At 36.2% G+C, this 17,889-nt stretch carries 14 protein-coding genes and 1 pseudogene; 12 read left to right on the top strand and 3 right to left on the bottom strand.

The window, feature by feature from the left end:
• Positions 1–282: 282 nt before the first annotated feature.
• Positions 283–1,092, top strand: coding sequence for an SDR family oxidoreductase (locus IR213_RS01860; RefSeq protein ID WP_194310606.1), 810 nt, complete (start codon positions 283–285; stop codon positions 1,090–1,092).
• Positions 1,055–2,017 carry a DMT family transporter gene (locus IR213_RS01855; protein WP_194310605.1) on the top strand — a complete coding sequence of 321 codons (963 nt, stop codon included), beginning with the start codon at positions 1,055–1,057 and terminating at the stop codon, positions 2,015–2,017. The genes IR213_RS01860 and IR213_RS01855 overlap by 38 nt, the downstream gene beginning before the upstream one ends.
• 51 nt (positions 2,018–2,068) lie before the next feature.
• On the opposite strand, the gene IR213_RS01850 is transcribed toward IR213_RS01855, so the two are convergent.
• On the bottom strand, positions 2,069–4,132 hold the full coding sequence (locus IR213_RS01850; RefSeq protein ID WP_194310604.1) for a M13 family metallopeptidase: 2,064 nt from the start codon (positions 4,130–4,132) through the stop codon (positions 2,069–2,071).
• Positions 4,133–4,266: 134 nt separating this feature from the next.
• On the opposite strand from IR213_RS01850, the gene IR213_RS01845 reads away from it, so the two are divergent.
• From IR213_RS01845 to feoB, 3 genes are all read left to right on the top strand, one after another.
• Entirely contained in the window at positions 4,267–4,938 is a 672-nt protein-coding gene (locus tag IR213_RS01845) for an SCO family protein (RefSeq protein WP_194310603.1), read from the top strand.
• 75 nt (positions 4,939–5,013) lie between these two features.
• Positions 5,014–5,247, top strand: coding sequence for a FeoA family protein (locus IR213_RS01840; RefSeq protein WP_194310602.1), 234 nt, complete (start codon positions 5,014–5,016; stop codon positions 5,245–5,247).
• 6 nt (positions 5,248–5,253) lie between these two features.
• Positions 5,254–7,359 carry a ferrous iron transport protein B gene (gene feoB / locus IR213_RS01835; RefSeq protein WP_194310601.1) on the top strand — a complete coding sequence of 702 codons (2,106 nt, stop codon included), beginning with the start codon at positions 5,254–5,256 and terminating at the stop codon, positions 7,357–7,359.
• Between the two features lie 121 nt (positions 7,360–7,480).
• Here the strand turns inward: feoB and IR213_RS01830 are convergent, their stop codons facing one another.
• Entirely contained in the window at positions 7,481–8,137 is a 657-nt protein-coding gene (locus IR213_RS01830; protein ID WP_194310600.1) for a metal-dependent transcriptional regulator, read from the bottom strand.
• A 228-nt stretch (positions 8,138–8,365) separates the two neighbouring features.
• Positions 8,366–10,237 carry an Nramp family divalent metal transporter gene (locus tag IR213_RS01825; RefSeq protein WP_194310599.1) on the bottom strand — a complete coding sequence of 624 codons (1,872 nt, stop codon included), beginning with the start codon at positions 10,235–10,237 and terminating at the stop codon, positions 8,366–8,368.
• Between the two features lie 194 nt (positions 10,238–10,431).
• Here IR213_RS01825 and IR213_RS01820 point away from each other — a divergent pair, with 194 nt between their 5' ends.
• The 7 genes and pseudogenes from IR213_RS01820 (at position 10,432) to IR213_RS01790 (ending at position 17,789) form a co-directional block, all read left to right on the top strand.
• The gene (locus IR213_RS01820; RefSeq protein WP_194310598.1) at positions 10,432–10,842 is read left to right on the top strand and encodes a BrxA/BrxB family bacilliredoxin; all 411 of its coding nucleotides are present in this window, start codon (positions 10,432–10,434) and stop codon (positions 10,840–10,842) included.
• Between the two features lie 147 nt (positions 10,843–10,989).
• Positions 10,990–12,016: pseudogene (trhO, locus tag IR213_RS01815) on the top strand (oxygen-dependent tRNA uridine(34) hydroxylase TrhO); the annotation flags it as partial.
• Positions 12,017–12,084: 68 nt separating this feature from the next.
• A complete protein-coding gene (locus IR213_RS01810; RefSeq protein WP_194310615.1) occupies positions 12,085–13,320 on the top strand; it encodes a peptidase U32 family protein in 1,236 nt (411 codons plus the stop codon).
• Entirely contained in the window at positions 13,320–13,550 is a 231-nt protein-coding gene (locus IR213_RS01805; RefSeq protein ID WP_194310597.1) for a ferredoxin, read from the top strand. Before IR213_RS01810 ends, IR213_RS01805 begins: the two co-directional genes overlap by 1 nt.
• A gap of 185 nt (positions 13,551–13,735) precedes the next feature.
• Positions 13,736–15,007 (top strand): PSP1 domain-containing protein, encoded by a 1,272-nt coding sequence (locus IR213_RS01800; protein ID WP_194310596.1) that lies wholly within the window; start codon positions 13,736–13,738, stop codon positions 15,005–15,007.
• Positions 14,991–15,470, top strand: coding sequence for a gliding motility lipoprotein GldH (locus tag IR213_RS01795; protein ID WP_194310595.1), 480 nt, complete (start codon positions 14,991–14,993; stop codon positions 15,468–15,470). Before IR213_RS01800 ends, IR213_RS01795 begins: the two co-directional genes overlap by 17 nt.
• A gap of 9 nt (positions 15,471–15,479) precedes the next feature.
• Positions 15,480–17,789 (top strand): penicillin-binding protein 1A, encoded by a 2,310-nt coding sequence (locus IR213_RS01790; protein WP_194310594.1) that lies wholly within the window; start codon positions 15,480–15,482, stop codon positions 17,787–17,789.
• Positions 17,790–17,889 lie beyond the last annotated feature (100 nt).

Genomic DNA, 17,889 nt, shown 5'->3' with positions numbered 1-17,889 from the left:
TTTTGGGACTATAAAAGCGATTTTTAAAGCTTTTTATGCCTTGTTTTATTTTAAGAAAGAACAATCCGTTTTTCAACAAAGAACTTTAATTGTAGTTTAAATCACATATATTTACGCGCTGATTAACAAAATTGAGTTCGTTTGAGGGTTTTTAGACGAACTGACGTTACAAACACTTCCTAATAAAGCAAATTTTAGTTAAAACCATAAATAATTTCGAATAAATACCTACCATTTTACTCCATTTTTTAAACTACTTTTGTCCACTCTATTTTTTCACAAATGACACAAATTAGTATTCTTGGTTGCGGTTGGTTGGGTTTGCCTTTGGCGAAAGCCTTGCTGAAAAAAGGGTTTTCCGTAAATGGTTCGACTACATCAAACGAAAAACTTTCTATTTTAGAAAATCTGGGAATTCAGCCTTTTTTGATTGCCCTTGAAAGCAATACTATTTTAGGAAGCATTGAAACATTTCTGCAAGGAAGCAAAACCTTGATTATTGATATTCCTCCAAAATTAAGAGGAAACTCTAAAGAAGATTTTGTTGGAAAAATCGAAACCTTCATCCCATTTATAGAAAAATCCGAAATCGAAAATGTGCTTTTCATCAGTTCAACATCGGTTTATGGCGACACTTCGAAGGCGCTCAGTGTGACAGAGGAAACAAAACCTAATCCGGAAACGGAAAGTGGCAGACAATTGGTAGAAGTCGAGCAACTTTTGCAAAGCAATTCCAACTTTAAAACTACCATTCTGCGCTTTGGAGGATTGATTGGCGAAGACCGACATCCGATACATTTTCTCGCAGGGCGAAAAAATATTGAAAACCCGGAAGCACCCATAAATTTGATTCATCAAGACGATTGCATTGGTATCATTCTGGAAATTATTCGACAAAATTCTTGGAACGAAACCTTTAACGCCGTAACTCCTTTTCATCCCAGCCGAAAAGAATATTACACACAAAAAGCCAAAGATTTGATCTTGGTTCAGCCCGAATTTAATTATGAAAACCCTACTTTTGGGAAAACAATTTTGAGTTCAAAAATCGAAAATGTTTTGGGATACACATTCGCAAAACCAAATTTATAAAGTGAAAGCCAAAATAAAAAATGCTGTTTCAACTAAAGTAAACTCAATAGGTTTGCCCATAATTGCCTTGTGTTTTGTCTGCTTTTTTTGGGGGACAACCTGGATTGCATCAAAAGAAGGCGTGAAACATATGCCCGCTTTACAACTTGCCGGCATTCGGCAATTCATTGGTGGTTCTCTTTATTTATGTTACTTTTTGTTTAAAAAAACCCCTTGGCCAAAAGGCAAACAATGGAAAACAATTGTCATTTTAAGTGTGCTTAATTTTGTTTTGAGCAATGGTCTGAGCACTTGGGGCGTGAAATATATCAGTAGCGGTTTGGGAGCAATTATTGGTGCTCTTGTTCCTTTATGGGTTGTTATTATTAGCCTTTTTCGAGGTGAAAAATTAGCACGATTAGCCTTTTTTGGACTAATAACAAGTTTTGGTGGTGTTTGCGTGATTTTCTACAATCATTTGAGTGATTTCTTGATTCCTGATTTTAGATTTGGAATAATATTATCTATAATCGCAACAATAACCTGGGCTTTTGGAACTTTATACACCAAGAAAAAAGCGGCTAGTTTTAATCCCTATTTTAGTTTAGGAATACAAATGTTCTTATCGAGTCTTTTCATTTTTGCATTCAATGGCGCGACAGGAATATCGGTGAGTTTGAGTTCAATCCCGCTGATATCTTGGCTATCAATAGGTTATTTAGTTATTTTTGGTTCTGTGCTAACTTTTATCGCATTTATTTATGCGCTTCAAAATCTACCAGCACATATAAGTAGTATTTATGCTTACATCAATCCTATTATTGCGGTGTTATTAGGTGCAATAATCTTTGGCGAACAACTTACAATGTCAATTGCGATAGGAGGTGCAGTCACATTGTGCGGTTTATATATGGTTAATTATTCGATGCGAAAAGCTAAAATATAAATAAAAATTCCCAAGTAGGAGCTTGGGAATTTTTATACTAACTTTTATTAATTACCAGATTTTCACTCTTTTTTCTGGAGCAACATACATTCCGTCTCCCGGTTTGATGTTGAAGGCTTTATAAAAAGCATCAACATTTTGCAAAGGAACATACGCCCGATACATTCCTGGTGAATGTGGATCTGTTTTCAATTGGTTTTTCAAAGCTTCATCACGTATTTGTGACCGCCATTTTGTAGTCCATGAAATATAAAACCGTTGTTCCGGATTGTAACCATTAATTAATTCTGGTCGTCCATTATCTTTTAAAAACAATTGCAATCCATCAAAAGAAACATTTACTCCTCCTAAATCTCCTATGTTTTCACCCAATGTAAATTTTCCGTCAACATGAATTCCCGGCAAGGGTTCTATTGCAGAATATTGATCTGCAAGTGCGCCAGTTAAAACTGTAAATTGTTTTAAATCTTCAGCTGTCCACCAATTATTTAAATTCCCATCTGAATCATAACGAGAACCTGAATCATCAAAAGCGTGGGAAACTTCGTGACCAATTGTACATCCTATTGAGCCATAATTTATGGCCTCATCTGCTTGATAATTGTAAAATGGTGGTTGAAGAACTCCTGCTGGAAACGTAATCTCGTTAAATGATGGGTTATAAAAAGCATTTACTATTTGTGGTGCTACTGCCCATTCTGTTTTGTCTACAGGTTTTTTGAGTTTATCTAAATCTTCTTTAAAACTCCAAAGACTTATGTTTTTCATGTTTTCAAAATAGGATCCGCCTTCCTCTGGACTTTTTAAAGTAAGAGTAGAATAATCTTTCCATTTGTCAGGATACCCAATTTTTGCTTTTATTTTATGTAATTTTTCAATAGCTTTTATCTTGGTTTCGGCAGACATCCAAGTCAAATTATTAATACGATTTTCGAAGGCGAGAAAAATATTCTTAATCATTTTTTCTGCTTTCGCCTTGGCTTCTGGCGGGAATTTTTTCTCAACATATAATTTTCCAAGTGCTTCGCCAATGGTTCCATTAATTACTTGCAATGCAGATTCGTCACGAGGTCTTTGTTTGATAGCTCCAGTCAACGTTTTGCCATAAAATTCCCAATTCGCAGTTTCAACAATTGTCGATAATTTTGATGTTGATCTATTTAGCAAAGTCCAACGCATGTAGGCTTTCCAATCCTCGACTTTGTTTTCTTTGAAAATAGCTTCTAAGGCAACCATATATTTGGGTTGCGAAACAATCAAGGAATCTGCGTTTTTCAAACCAATGTTTGTCAAATAAGTATTCCAATCTATAGATGGCGTTAGTTTTTGCAAATCAGAAACCGTCATCAGGTTGTATGATTTTCGGCGATCTCGTCTTTCCACTCTATCAAATCTTGGCTGAGACATCGTTGTTTCTAATGCTAAAATTTTGTCAGCTTCAGATTTTGCTTTCTTTGGTTTTTCACCTAAAAACTGTAACATTCTGGCAACGTGTAAAACGTATTTATCTCTTTTTTCTTTAGAATCCTTGTCGTCAGAAACATAGTAATCACGGTCTGGCAAGCCTAAGCTTCCTGGACTAACATAAATCACATTTCTATTGCTGTTTTTGGCATCGCCATCAATTCCAACACTCATAAATCCTATGCCACCAATAGGATCCATCTCAATTAACAAAGCCTGCAAATCCTTAACATTTTTTACCGCATTTATTTTTGCTAAATACGGTTTAAGCGGAGATAACCCTTTTTTGTTTCTTCCTACGGTATCCAAAATGGATTTGTAGAGATTTACAGCTTTTCCTTGATCGGTATTTGATTTGTATTTTGGATTAGTTGCTGCTTCTTTTAGAATATTCAATGCATCGATGTCTGTTTTTTGACGTAATTCATCATACGTCCCCCAACGGGTTTTGTCTGCAGGGATTTCAGTATTTTTAAGCCAACCTCCATTTACGAATTTATAAAAATCTTCATTGGGTTTAACTGACAGCTCCATATTTGAAAGCACTATTCCTTGTATATTATTTTCAGGAACAGTTTGTGCAAAAATTGACGAGAAGCCAATCATTACAGGAATCACAAAAACTAATCGTTTTCTTATGTGTAATTTCATTTATTTTGATGATTTGGTTATTATCACAAAACTATCTATAAAATTTGAATTAAAATGTTAATATTTATTCAAAACAACAATCCTTTAATTCAAAACGAGAGTCCTTTTTGTACTTTTGCACCAAATTATTTTTTATGAAATCCTTTTTCTATAAATATCGGAAATTCTTTAGTATTTTGTTGGTGTTTTCTGCCATCACAATTTCGTTGTTTTATTTTGCTTTGAAACCAACGAAAACTTTACCAATTTTCAATCCATCGGATGTAAACCCAGAATTAGTGGACACGACGGTTCAATATGTTGCCAATAAACATGTAATTGCTGACTTTTCGTTTACCAATCAAAACGGAAAAACCATTACCCAAAAAGACTATGAAGGCAAAATTTATGTTGCCGATTTTTTCTTCACCACCTGCAAATCCATTTGCCCAAAAATGACAACGAATTTAGTCGATGTGCAAAAAGCGTTTCTGGATAATCCAAAAGTAAAGTTGCTTTCCTTTACGGTTTTGCCTGAAATTGACAGTGTTTCGGTTTTGAAGGAATATGCAAGAATAAATGGCGTGAATGACAGCAAATGGAACTTGGTAACCGGCGACAAAAAAGCGATTTACATCATGGCAAGAAAATCTTTTTTGGCAGTAAAACAAGGTAAACCAGACGAACTTTACGATATGGTTCACACCGAAAATTTTGTGCTTGTTGACTCCAAAAAAAGGGTTCGTGGTTTTTATGACGGAACCAAAAAAGAAGAAATTCATAGGCTAATCGAAGATATTAATTGGCTTTTGGAAGACGAGAAATAGTAAACCTGATAATTGTCATTTTATATTCTTTTTTTTACTGTACTTTTGTAATCTAAAATCAATCTAAATAAGAAATTGAAAAATACGATTGCCAGTTTAAAAAAAGGGGATAAAGCCGTCATCATAGATTTTGATGCTGACATCATTCCATTAAAATTATTGGAAATGGGTTGTTTGCCCGGAAATACGGTCGAATTGCTTCAAATCGCACCTTTAGGCGATCCCTTATATTTGGATATAAATGGTTCGCATCTGGCCATTCGCATCGAAACTGCTCGTGAAATTGAGGTTGATATTATTAAAAAATAACTCAAAATGAGCAAGCAAAATATCAATGTCGCTTTAATTGGGAATCCAAACGTGGGAAAAACTTCGGTTTTTAACCAACTTACGGGTTTAAACCAACAAGTAGGAAATTATCCAGGAATTACAGTCGAAAAGAAAGTCGGTTTTTGCAAATTATCCACAAATATCAATGCAAACGTAATCGATTTACCGGGAACATACAGTTTGAATGCCAGTTCTGCCGATGAAAGTGTGGTGATTGATCTTTTGCTCAACAAAAAAGACAAACTCTTTCCCGATGTAATTGTTTTGGTTTCTGAAGTAGAAAATTTAAAGCGTAATTTATTGCTTTTTACCCAAATAAAAGACTTAGAAATTCCAACCATTCTAGTCATCAATATGATTGACAGAATGAAACTGAAAGGAATTTCGCTGGACATTCCATTTTTAGAAGAAAAGTTAAAAACGAAAATTGCACTGGTAAGTTCCCGAAAAAACATTGGAATTGAAGAATTAAAAAAATTAATTACAACATACAAAACCATTTCGACAGAACCGTGTTTGAATGCATCTTCTATCGACGATGTTTATTTTGACAATCTCCGAAAAACGTTTCCAAACCAGTCCTTATATAAACTTTGGTTGGTTATTACACAAGATGTAAATTTTGTGGATTTGAACAGGAAAGCACTCGAACACAATTCGTTTACAAAATCAGATTCTGAGTTAAAAAGACTGCAACAAAAAGAAACCATCAAGCGCTATCAATTTATAAATAATACGCTAAAAATAGGTCAAAAAATAGATTCCGCTTCCGCTACAGATTTCAGAAGTAAACTGGATCGTGTCCTCACACATAAATTTTGGGGTTATATGATTTTCTTTGCTGTATTATTTGGAATTTTTCAATCGATTTTCGAATGGTCAAAAATTCCTATGGATTTTATTGACCGTATTTTTGCCGGTCTGAGTGCTGCGGCAAGCCAAAATTTGCCTCCAGGCACTTTTACAAATTTAATCGCACAAGGAATTATCCCTGGAGTTGGCGGCATTTTGATGTTTATTCCCCAAATCACTTTTCTGTTCTTGTTCATTTCTGTTCTCGAAGAAAGCGGTTATATGAGTCGTGTAGTGTTTTTGATGGACAAAATTATGCGCAAATTTGGACTTTCCGGCAAAAGTGTGGTTCCGCTAATTTCAGGAACTGCTTGCGCTATTCCGGCGATTATGGCCACAAGAAATATCGAAAACTGGAAAGAAAGATTAATCACAATTTTGGTTACACCATTTACCACTTGTTCCGCTAGATTGCCTGTTTATGCCATTATCATTGGATTAGTAATTCCTGACAAATTTGTTTTTGGATTTCTAAACTTACAAGGATTGACACTGATGTTGTTGTATTTTCTTGGTTTTTCAATGGCAATACTTTCGGCTTATATCCTCAACAAAGTCCTAAAATTGAATTGCAAAACTTTCTTTGTGGTCGAAATGCCCAATTACAAGTTGCCAATGTTCAAAAACGTGGGGATAACTGTTATCGAAAAAACCAAAGCTTTTGTCTTTGGAGCAGGAAAAATCATCCTGGCAATATCAGTAGTTTTATGGTTTTTGGCTTCTTATAGCCCAAGCGAAAAATTCAAAAATGCCGAAGAAATCCTTCATTCAAAAACAGAGAACAGCAGTTTAACAAAACGAGCCTTTGACAACAAATTAGCGTCCTACAAATTAGAACATTCCTATATTGGTATAATGGGAAAAACCATAGAACCCTTGATTTCTCCTTTGGGTTACGATTGGAAAATTGGCGTTGCAATTATCAGTTCATTTGCCGCAAGAGAAGTTTTTGTGGGAACATTAGCCACTATTTATAGTGTTGGAGGCGATGGCAAAAACGATGAAACCATCAGAAGCAAAATGAAAGAAGAGGCTAACCACGAAACCGGTGATAAAATATTTAATTTTGCTTCCGGAATTTCCTTGCTCTTGTTTTATGCTTTTGCGATGCAATGCGCAAGCACTTTGGCCGTTACAAAAAAGGAGACGAACAGTTGGAAGTGGCCTATGGGCCAATTGGTTTTTATGAGTAGTTTTGCCTATATTGTTGCATTAATCGCTTACCAAATTTTAAAATAAATAGTATGATTCAAGACATTTTAACCTATATAACTCTAGCATTTGCAATTGCTTTTTTATTTCGAAAATTCTTTTTCAAAAAGAAAAAAACCGATAAAAACTGCGGTGATGATTGTAATTGTCAATAAGCAACTTTGACAAAAAGATTGCTTGCAATTTTATTCGAAATAGTTAATTCTTTAGTGTACACTTTTATTTTTATTGACAAATCGAAAGTTTCTTTGGAGATAATTTCGATTTTTGAACCCAAAGCAATTTCTTGTTTATCCAGGTATTTCAAGAAATCTGCCGAAGAATCTTTTACCCCTACACAAATCCCAATTTGATTTACCGCTAAATCAGAAAGCAATTGTTTGTCCGTTTTAACCATTCTTCCTTGAGCATCAGGGATAGGATCACCGTGAGGATCTTCGGTTGGGTTCCCTAGGAAATCATCCAATTTATTGATAAGTTCTTCGGATTTTATGTGTTCTAATTGTTCGGCAATATCGTGTACCTCATCCCAAGGAAAATCTAATTTTTTCACTAAAAAAACTTCCCACAAACGGTGTTTTCTTACAATCATTTTGGCAATTAAATTTCCTTTTTCGGTTAGCGAAACACCTTGGTATTTTTTGTAATTCACTAAATCCTTTTCGGATAATTTCCTTAGCATATCCGTTACAGAAGAGGCTTTGGTTTCTATCATTTCGGCAATCGCATTCGTGCTAACTTCTGAATCGGAAAGATTTGTAAGATGATAGATGGTCTTGAGATAATTTTCTTCTGAAAAAGTCATAGAATTTTTGATTGAAGATTAAAAATTTTGGAAAGTATTTATAATGAAAGTTTTACCGCAAAGACGCAAAGTCCTTTTCTTTTGTTTATAAATTTAAGTTCGCAAAGTTAAAAACCTTCGGCTTTTTAGAGTGCAATAAAATCTCTGTTACTTTGAAAATAATTGACTTAACTTTTCACAAAAACTTTGTGTCCTTTGAGATTTCTTAGTTTCCTTTGCGGTTAAATTTTAAATTTTTACAATAAACAACGGAATCGAAATTTTATGTCTCAACTTGTCGACGGTAGTTCCAAAAATCAAGTCCTTGAAGCCTGTGTGACCGTGAGTTCCCATTACCAATACATCAAATTTCCCTTTATTGATAATTTCTGGAATAACATTGTTTGGTTTGCCAAAACCTAATTTAGTTTTTATCTTAAATCCTTTTTTCGAAAGCATTTCCTTGTATTCTGCCAATAATTTTGCATCAATTAAGGTTTCGTGGTCTTCAATGTTCTTCCCATAAACCATCGCTCCAACGGTTTCTACAACGTGAATCAAGGTGTATTTTGCTTCCATTCCACCCAATTCAAAGGCGTGATTTATGGCAACCTCATCTGCCGAAGAGAAATCGACCGAAACAGCAATTCTCTTTTTATTGTAAGTTCCTCTTTTGAAAAATTGCAGGTTTAGATTGTGTGGCGAATGATTTTGAATTTCCTGTTTTGCTTTGGTAATAAAAGGTTTGAAGACAATATACAAAAGCAAAATCAAAAATCCAATTGCCAGCGGAACAACCGTCATCCATAATAAAATTGGACTTTCAGAAGTTTCTAGCCAGCCTAAAATTTCATCAAAAACAAGTTTAACATTAAGCGAAACAATAATCAAGGCAACAATCCAGGAAATAATTTGGGTAGTTTTGCTAATATGAAAACCTTTCATTTTAGACTTGTCACTTACAAAATGAATCAACGGAATTATGGCAAATCCTAATTGCAAACTCAAAATCACTTGGCTTAAAATCAAGAGTTTTCCTGTCACGCTTTCGCCAAAAATCGTGATTACAATTACTGCCGGAATGATGGCAATTAATCGGGTGATTATTCTTCGAACCCATGGTTGAATTCTTAAATTTAAATAGCCTTCCATAACAATTTGTCCTGCTAAAGTTCCGGTGATTGTAGAACTTTGACCTGCGGCAATCAAGGCAACGGCGAACAATATTGGCGCCCATTTAGAACCCAACATAGGCTCCATAAATTTGTAGGCATCTTGAATTTCAGCAACCTCAAACATTCCGTTTTTGTAAAACGTAGCTGCTGCCAATATTAAAATTGCTGCATTTACAAAGAATGCCAGATTCAGGGCAATCGTACTATCGATTAAATTATATTTTAATGCTTGCTTGATTCCTGCAACGCTTCGGTCGAATTTTCGGGTTTGAACAAGTGAAGAATGCAGGTATAAATTGTGTGGCATAACCGTGGCCCCAATAATCCCAATGGCAATGTATAAAGCTGCAGAATTAGGCATTGAAGGAATTAAACCATAAATCACTTTTCCCATTTCGGGTTGGGCGAAAAACATTTCGAAAACAAAAGAAATCCCAATTATCAAGACCAATGCAATGATAAAAGCTTCCATTTTTCGGATTCCTTTATTGATGAGAAACAGTAATAAAAAAGTGTCCAAAACTGTAATCATCACCGCTTCAATCAACGGGATTCCAAACAACAAATTAATTCCGATTGCCATTCCCAATACTTCGGCGAGGTCGCAGGCAGCGATGGCAATTTCAGCAAGAAAATAAAGAATGTAATTAATAAAAGGCGAATAAGTTTCACGAGAAGCTTGTGCTAGGTCACGTTGTGTGACAATTCCCAGGCGAGCACTCAAACTTTGCAAGAGCAACGCCATCAAGTTGCTCATCAATAAAACCCAAAGCAAGGCATAACCAAACTGGCTTCCGCCGGCAATATCAGTCGCCCAGTTTCCCGGATCCATATATCCCACACTAATCAAATAAGCCGGTCCGAAAAAAGCTAGGATTTTTCTAAAAGTTGATGTCTTATTTTGCGTAGCAACCGATTGGTTAACTTCTTCTAATGATTTGCTCATAAAAACAGTATTTGAAACAAATGTACTGATTTTTTGTTAACCAAATAATATTTTTAGACTAACCTAAATATTTTAAACTTTGCTGATTATTTGTGATTATGAAACTATAAAAAAACTTTATCCTTAAATAAACTTGTTGGTTTTAAACTTCGTAACTTTGTAACTTTCAAACATTAATCCTTAAATAAAAAAATATGTATCCAGAAGAAATGGTAAAACCAATGCAGGAAGAATTAACATCTGTAGGTTTTCAAGAATTATACACTGCCGAAGAAGTTGAAAACGCAATGAAAGCAACAGGGACAACACTTGTGGTTGTCAACTCCGTTTGTGGTTGTGCTGCCAGAAATGCACGTCCGGGATCAAAAATGAGTTTGGACAATGCTAAAAAACCAGATCATTTAGTGACCGTTTTTGCAGGAGTTGACAAAGAAGCTGTTGATGCTGCAAGAGGATTTATGTTTCCTTTTCCTCCTTCTTCACCAAGTATTGCCTTGTTCAAAGATGGCGAACTAGTTCATATGCTAGAGCGTCACCATATTGAAGGTCGTGCTGCTGAATTAATTGCTGATAACTTGAAAGACGCTTTCAACGAGTATTGCTAATATTTTTAGATCACATTTTACAAAAAGCACTATTAATTTAGTGCTTTTTGCTTTTAATAAATCTGTGAACTTTATAAAAACCTTGCGCCTTTGCGGTAAACATTCTACCTTTGTGCAACTATTTTTCTCAACTTAACTGTTTATAGCATGCAACTGTACAACACATTAAGCGCAGAAGAGCGAGCCATCATGATTGATGATGCAGGAAAACAACGACTCACGCTGTCTTTCTATGCTTATGCGCATTTACAAAACCCTACTCAATTCAGGAATGAATTATTTCTTGCTTGGAATCCTCTCGATGTTTTAGGAAGAATTTATGTTGCCAATGAAGGAATTAACGCCCAGTTATCGCTTCCGGCAGATAATTTCTATGCTTTCAAAGACACTATCGAAAAATACGCTTTTATGAAAGGCATTCGGTTGAATATTGCCGTCGAACATGATGATTATTCCTTTTTGAAACTTACCATAAAAGTCCGTGACAAGATTGTTGCTGACGGGCTTGAAGACGAAACTTTCGATGTAACCAACATTGGAATTCATCTCAAAGCCAAGGAATTCAACGATTTACTTGAAGATCCCAACACAATTGTGGTCGATATGCGCAATCATTACGAAAGTGAAATTGGGCATTTTACCAGTGCCATAAAACCCGATGTAGACACTTTCAGAGAAAGTTTACCTATTATTGAAAACCAACTTTCTGAACACAAACAAGACAAAAACCTTTTGATGTATTGTACCGGCGGCATTCGATGCGAAAAAGCCAGCGCCTATTTCAAACACAAAGGTTTCGAAAACGTCTATCAACTCGAAGGCGGAATCATAGAATACACGCGACAAGTCAAAGCCGAAGGATTGGAAAGCAAATTCATTGGAAAAAACTTTGTGTTTGACCATCGCTTGGGCGAAAGAATCACGGATGATATTGTATCCCAATGCCATCAATGCGGAAAACCTTGCGACGTGCATACGAATTGTGTGAACGAGGGTTGCCACTTGCTTTTTATCCAATGCGAGGAATGCAAAACAGCTATGGAAGGTTGTTGTTCACCAGAATGTATGGAGGTCATTCATCTTTCGGAAGAGGAACAAAAAGACATTCGCAGAGGCATTAAAAATGGAAATAAAATTTTCAAAAAAGGAAAATCAGATGCTCTGACTTTTAAAAAAACAGTTTCCGAAAATGAATCTTCGTCAAATCCCAAAACTTTGACAGAGGCTGCTAAAAAAGATAAAATGATTCAAAAAATTGAATTAATGGCTCCGGCCGGAAACTTCGAGTCGCTACAGGCAGCAATTGACAATAATGCTGATTCGGTTTACTTTGGTGTAGAACAATTGAATATGCGAGCCAGAGCAACCGTAAATTTCACGATGGATGATTTAAAAGAAATTGCCCGTCGATGTGAAGCCAAAAAAATAAGAACATACCTTACTTTAAATACTATCATTTACGATCACGATTTATCGGTCGTAAAAACATTATTGGCCAAAGCCAAGGAAGCAAATATAACCGCAGTCATTGCTTCAGACCAAGCCGTGATTGCGATGGCGAGAGCCATTGGGATGGAAGTCCACATTTCGACCCAATTGAATATCACCAATATCGAAACCATAAAATTCTATAGCTTATTTGCCGACACAATGGTTTTGAGTCGGGAATTGAGTTTGCGCCAAGTAAAAAATATTACAGAGCAAATCATCAAAGAAGATATTAAAGGTCCAAATGGGAAATTGGTGGAAATTGAAATTTTTGGCCACGGAGCTTTATGTATGGCAGTTTCAGGAAAATGCTATTTGAGTTTGCATTCTGATAATTCATCGGCTAACCGTGGAGCCTGCAAGCAAAATTGCCGCAAGAAATACACGCTAACCGACCAGGAAACAGGTTTCGAAATTGAAGTTGACAATGAATATTTGTTGTCACCAAAAGATTTATGCACTTTAGATTTCCTTGACCAAGTGATTGATTCCGGAATTCAAGTTTTAAAAATCGAAGGACGTGGTCGCGCTCCGGAATATGTGGCAACGGTAATTAAAACTTATCGTGATGCAATTGACAGTTATTATGAAGGCACGTTTTCGAAAGAAAAAATTGTGAATTGGATGGAGGCGCTGGGTACGGTTTACAACCGTGGTTTTTGGTCAGGATATTATTTGGGACAAGAATTGGGCGAATGGAGTGATGTTTCGGGTTCGATGGCGACGCAGAAAAAAGTATATGTGGGGAAAGCAACTCATTATTTCCCAAAAGCGACCGTTGGAGAATTCAAGATTGAAGCTTACGACATAAAAACGGGTGATAAAGTCCTGATTACGGGACCAAGTACTGGCGCACAGGAAATGATTATAGAGGAAATGTACGTCAACGATGTGGTTTCAGATAAAGCTACAAAAGGCGATAATTGCACTTTTAAATTGCCTTTCCGCATTCGAATGTCCGACAAATTATATAAAATTGTGGAAGCCTAATGATCATTGTAACCCTTCAAAGAGCCAAATGCATCGGCTGCAATTATTGTGTTGAAATGGCACCAGTTCAATTTCAAATGTCCAAGAAAGACGGAAAATCAGTTTTGATTAAAAGTGTAAACGCCAAAGGTTTTTTTACTTTAAAATCATACGACCATACCATTGTTGAAAAATGTGAATTGGCGGCAAAAGCCTGCCCGGTGAAGATAATTTCGGTTAAGGAAACGTAGAAATTTACTCAATCCAAACTTTTTATTATCTACCCAAAAATTCAATTTAACGCCTTTTTTTAGTATATTTTTATGATTTTTTGGCATTTTCAAACCTTGTAACTTAAAACTAAAAAATACTATCTTTACAAAATAAACGTTTTAAGAACTTAAGTTGTGCCCGTCACAACACTACATATATAATTATGGCATGTACAAGTTGTTCAACTTCTGATGGCGGTGCGCCAAAGGGTTGTAAAAATAATGGGACTTGCGGCACCGATAGCTGCAATAAATTAACGGTTTTTGACTGGCTTTCAAATATGAGTTTACCTAATGGTGAAACTCCATTTGACTGTGTTGAAATACGTTTCAAAAATGGAAGAAAAGAATTTTATCGAAATACTGAAAAACTTACCCTAAGCATTGGAGACATCGTCGCTACCGAAGCTTCACCTGGACATGACATAGGAATTGTGACACTGACAGGCGAATTGGTAAAAATCCAAATGAAGAAAAAAGGAGTAAATCACACCAGTGCAGATGTTCCTAAAGTGTACAGAAAAGCTTCTCAAAGAGATATTGATATTTGGTCTGCGGCAAGAGATAAGGAAGAACCAATGAAGGTTCGAGCACGTGAATTAGCAATTTCCCAAAAACTGGAAATGAAAATTTCTGACATCGAATTTCAAGGAGATGGCTCAAAAGCAACCTTTTACTACACTGCAAATGACAGGGTCGATTTTAGGCTGTTAATCAAAGATTTTGCTAAAGAATTCAGTACCAGAGTCGAGATGAAACAAGTGGGTCTTCGTCAAGAAGCAGCTCGTTTGGGCGGAATTGGATCTTGCGGCAGAGAGTTGTGTTGTTCCACTTGGCTAACTGATTTCAGAAGCGTAAACACCTCAGCAGCACGTTACCAACAACTATCTTTAAACCCACAAAAACTGGCGGGACAATGCGGGAAATTAAAATGCTGTCTGAATTATGAGCTTGATACTTATATGGACGCCTTAAAAGGATTTCCTGATTTTGACACCAAATTAGTAACTGAAAAAGGCGACGCAATTTGCCAAAAACAGGATATTTTCAAAGGTTTGATGTGGTTTGCTTATACTAATGATTTTGCCAATTGGCACGTTTTAAAAATTGAACAAGTCAGAGAAATTGTTGCTGAAAACAAGCTAAAAAACAAAGTAGCTTCACTCGAGGATTATGCAATAGTTATTGTTCAGGAACCGGAACAACACTTTAATAATGCAATGGGTCAGGAAAGTCTAACCCGTTTTGACCAACCAAAGAAAAAGAAAAAGCCAAATAAAAAACGCAAAGGCGGTGAGAATTTAATTGTTGCAAATAACAATAGCAACAGTAACAACAAGCCAAATAATAATGCTAAACCTAATGTTGCAAACGATAAAAAACCTGTAATTGCCAGAAAACCTATAATTATTACTAAAAATGAGAATAAGCAATAGTGCATTACTGCTTTTAGTTGCAATTCTCTTTTTTTCGTGTGATAAAAAAAGGGTTTTCGACGAATATAAATCCGTGGGGAATACTTGGCACAAAGACAGTATTGTATCTTTTAATTTGCCTGAATTAGATTCGACAAAAAGGTACAATTTATTTGTAACTTTGAGAGATAACAACGACTACCCGTTCAACAATCTCTTTTTGATCGTGTCAATAGAAAGACCTAATGGGTTTACAAAAGTGGATACGCTTGAATACCAAATGGCAAATCCAGACGGTTCGCTAATGGGCGATGGCTTTTCAGACATAAAAGAAAGCAAACTGTTTTATAAAGAGAAAGTACGATTTAGAGGAAAATATAAAGTTCACATCAAACAAGCAGTTAGGGAAAACGGTAAAGTTCCCGGAGTAACAGCCTTAGAAGGAATAACAGACGTTGGTTTTAGAATAGAAAAAATAGATTAAGAAGTAATTATGGCTACTCAAAAAAATAATATTCAGACAAAAAATACCGAAAAAGAAATCACTTACTATAAAAAGAAATTTTGGAAAATTTTCTTTTATGGTTTGGGAGGATTACTACTTTTTTTCTTGTTTGCTTCGTGGGGACTTTTTGGTTCAATGCCTTCTTTCGAAGATTTAGAAAATCCGGATTCTAATTTAGCAACAGAAGTCATTTCGTCTGACGGAGTGGTTTTAGGGAAATATTTCGAAAAAAACAGATCACAATTAAAATATTCCGATTTGCCAAAAAGCCTTGTTCAAGCTCTTGTCGCAACCGAAGACGAGCGTTTTTACGAACATTCAGGAATTGATGGCAGAGGAACTTTGAGAGCAATAGTGAGCTTAGGGACAAGTGGCGGCGCAAGTACGTTAACACAACAATTAGCCAAACAATTATTTCACGGAGAAGGCTCGAAATTTTTGCCTTTTAGAATCGTACAAAAAGTAAAGGAATGGATAATAGCAATCCGATTGGAAAGACAATATACAAAAAGCGAAATCATCGCCATGTATTGCAATGTCTATGATTTTGGGAATTATTCTGTTGGTGTAAGCTCTGCGGCAAAAACATATTTTTCGAAAGAACCAAAGGATTTGACAATTGACGAATCGGCAATATTAGTTGGAATGTTTAAAAATTCCGGATTATACAATCCCGTAAAAAATCCACAAGGAGTTAAAAACCGTAGAAATGTTGTGCTTTTGCAAATGGAAAAAGGCGGCATAATTACCGAAGACCAAAAGCTAAAATTACAAGCTTTGCCAATAAAATTAGACTTCAAATTAGAAAGTCACCGCGAAGGAACTGCCACATATTTCAGAGAATATTTGCGAGATTATATGAAAAAATGGGTAGACGAAAACAAAAAAGCAGATGGTTCTGATTACAACATCTACAAAGACGGTTTGAAAATCTACACCACCATCGATTCAAGAATGCAATTGCATGCCGAAGAAGCCGTTGCTAAACACATGGCAAATCTTCAGGAACAATTTTTTATCGAGGCTAAAACCAATAAAAATGCTCCTTTCGTAAACATTTCGCAAGCTGAAACTGACCGAATCATGAAGCAAGCTATGAAATCTTCTTATAGATGGACTGTGTTGGCAGAACAAGACAAAAGCGAAGAAGAAATCATAAAAACATTCAGCGAAAAAGTAAAAATGACTGTCTTCACCTGGAAAGGAGAAAAAGATACTATTATGACGCCTTTGGATTCCATTCGGTATTACAAGCACTTTTTACAATCAGGTTTAATGGCTATGGAACCACAAACTGGCAGCATAAAAGCATGGGTTGGTGGCATCAATTACAAATATTTTCAATACGATCACGTAGGTCAAGGCGCAAGACAAGTAGGTTCTACATTCAAACCGTTCGTGTATGCAACCGCTATCGAACAATTAGGAATGTCGCCCTGCGATACCATTCTAGATGGTCCGTTTATGATTCGTAAAGGCCGTCATCACGTAACCGAGGATTGGGAACCGCGGAATTCCGACAACAAATACCGCGGAATGGTAACTCTAAAACAAGGATTGGCAAATTCCATCAATATTATTTCAGCTAAATTGATTGATAAAACTGGTCCCGAAGCTGTTGTCGAATTGGCTCATAAATTAGGGGTAAAATCCGAAATTCCGGCACAACCTTCCATTGCACTTGGTGCAGTTGATATTACTGTGGAAGATATGGTGGCCGCTTATGGCACTTTTGCCAACCAAGGCGTTTACATTAAACCACAATTCATCACTCGAATAGAAGACAAAAGTGGCGTGGTGATTTACGAACCAATTCCAGAATCTCACGACGTTCTTAACAAAGATATTGCTTTTGCGGTTATCAAATTGCTTGAAGGCGTTACCGAAGGTGGCTCAGGAGCAAGATTACGTACACAAGGCGGCGGAAGCGGTGACAATCGCTGGACAGGTTATCCATATATGTTCACAAACCCTATTGCAGGAAAAACCGGAACAACTCAAAACCAGTCTGACGGTTGGTTTATGGGTATGGTTCCAAATCTCGTAACCGGAGTTTGGGTAGGTTGCGAAGACCGTTCGGCTCGATTCAAAAGCCTGACTTATGGTCAGGGAGCAACCGCTGCATTACCGGTTTGGGCCTATTTTATGAAACTTTGCTACGCTGACGAAAACCTTAAAGTTTCCAAAGAAGATTTTGACAGACCGCCAAATCTTTCCATAAAAGTGGATTGTTACACCGCTCCAAAAGTAAAAGACACCACCGATATTCAACAAGATACCCAAGAATTCGAATTATAAAAATTTCTTTTGGAGTCCTGCCTGCCGGCAGGCAGGTATTTCCTGCTGTACACTGTATCATTTGTGGCGAACCCCGCCACAAAAGGATGCCGTTCCCATC

Origin of the sequence: Flavobacterium soyangense (assembly GCF_015277675.1) — a bacterium.
In the GTDB taxonomy this organism is placed as follows: Bacteria; Bacteroidota; Bacteroidia; order Flavobacteriales; family Flavobacteriaceae; genus Flavobacterium; species Flavobacterium soyangense.
The sequence above is the reverse complement of the archived record's forward strand: the minus strand, read 5'-3'. Positions and strand labels throughout refer to the sequence as shown.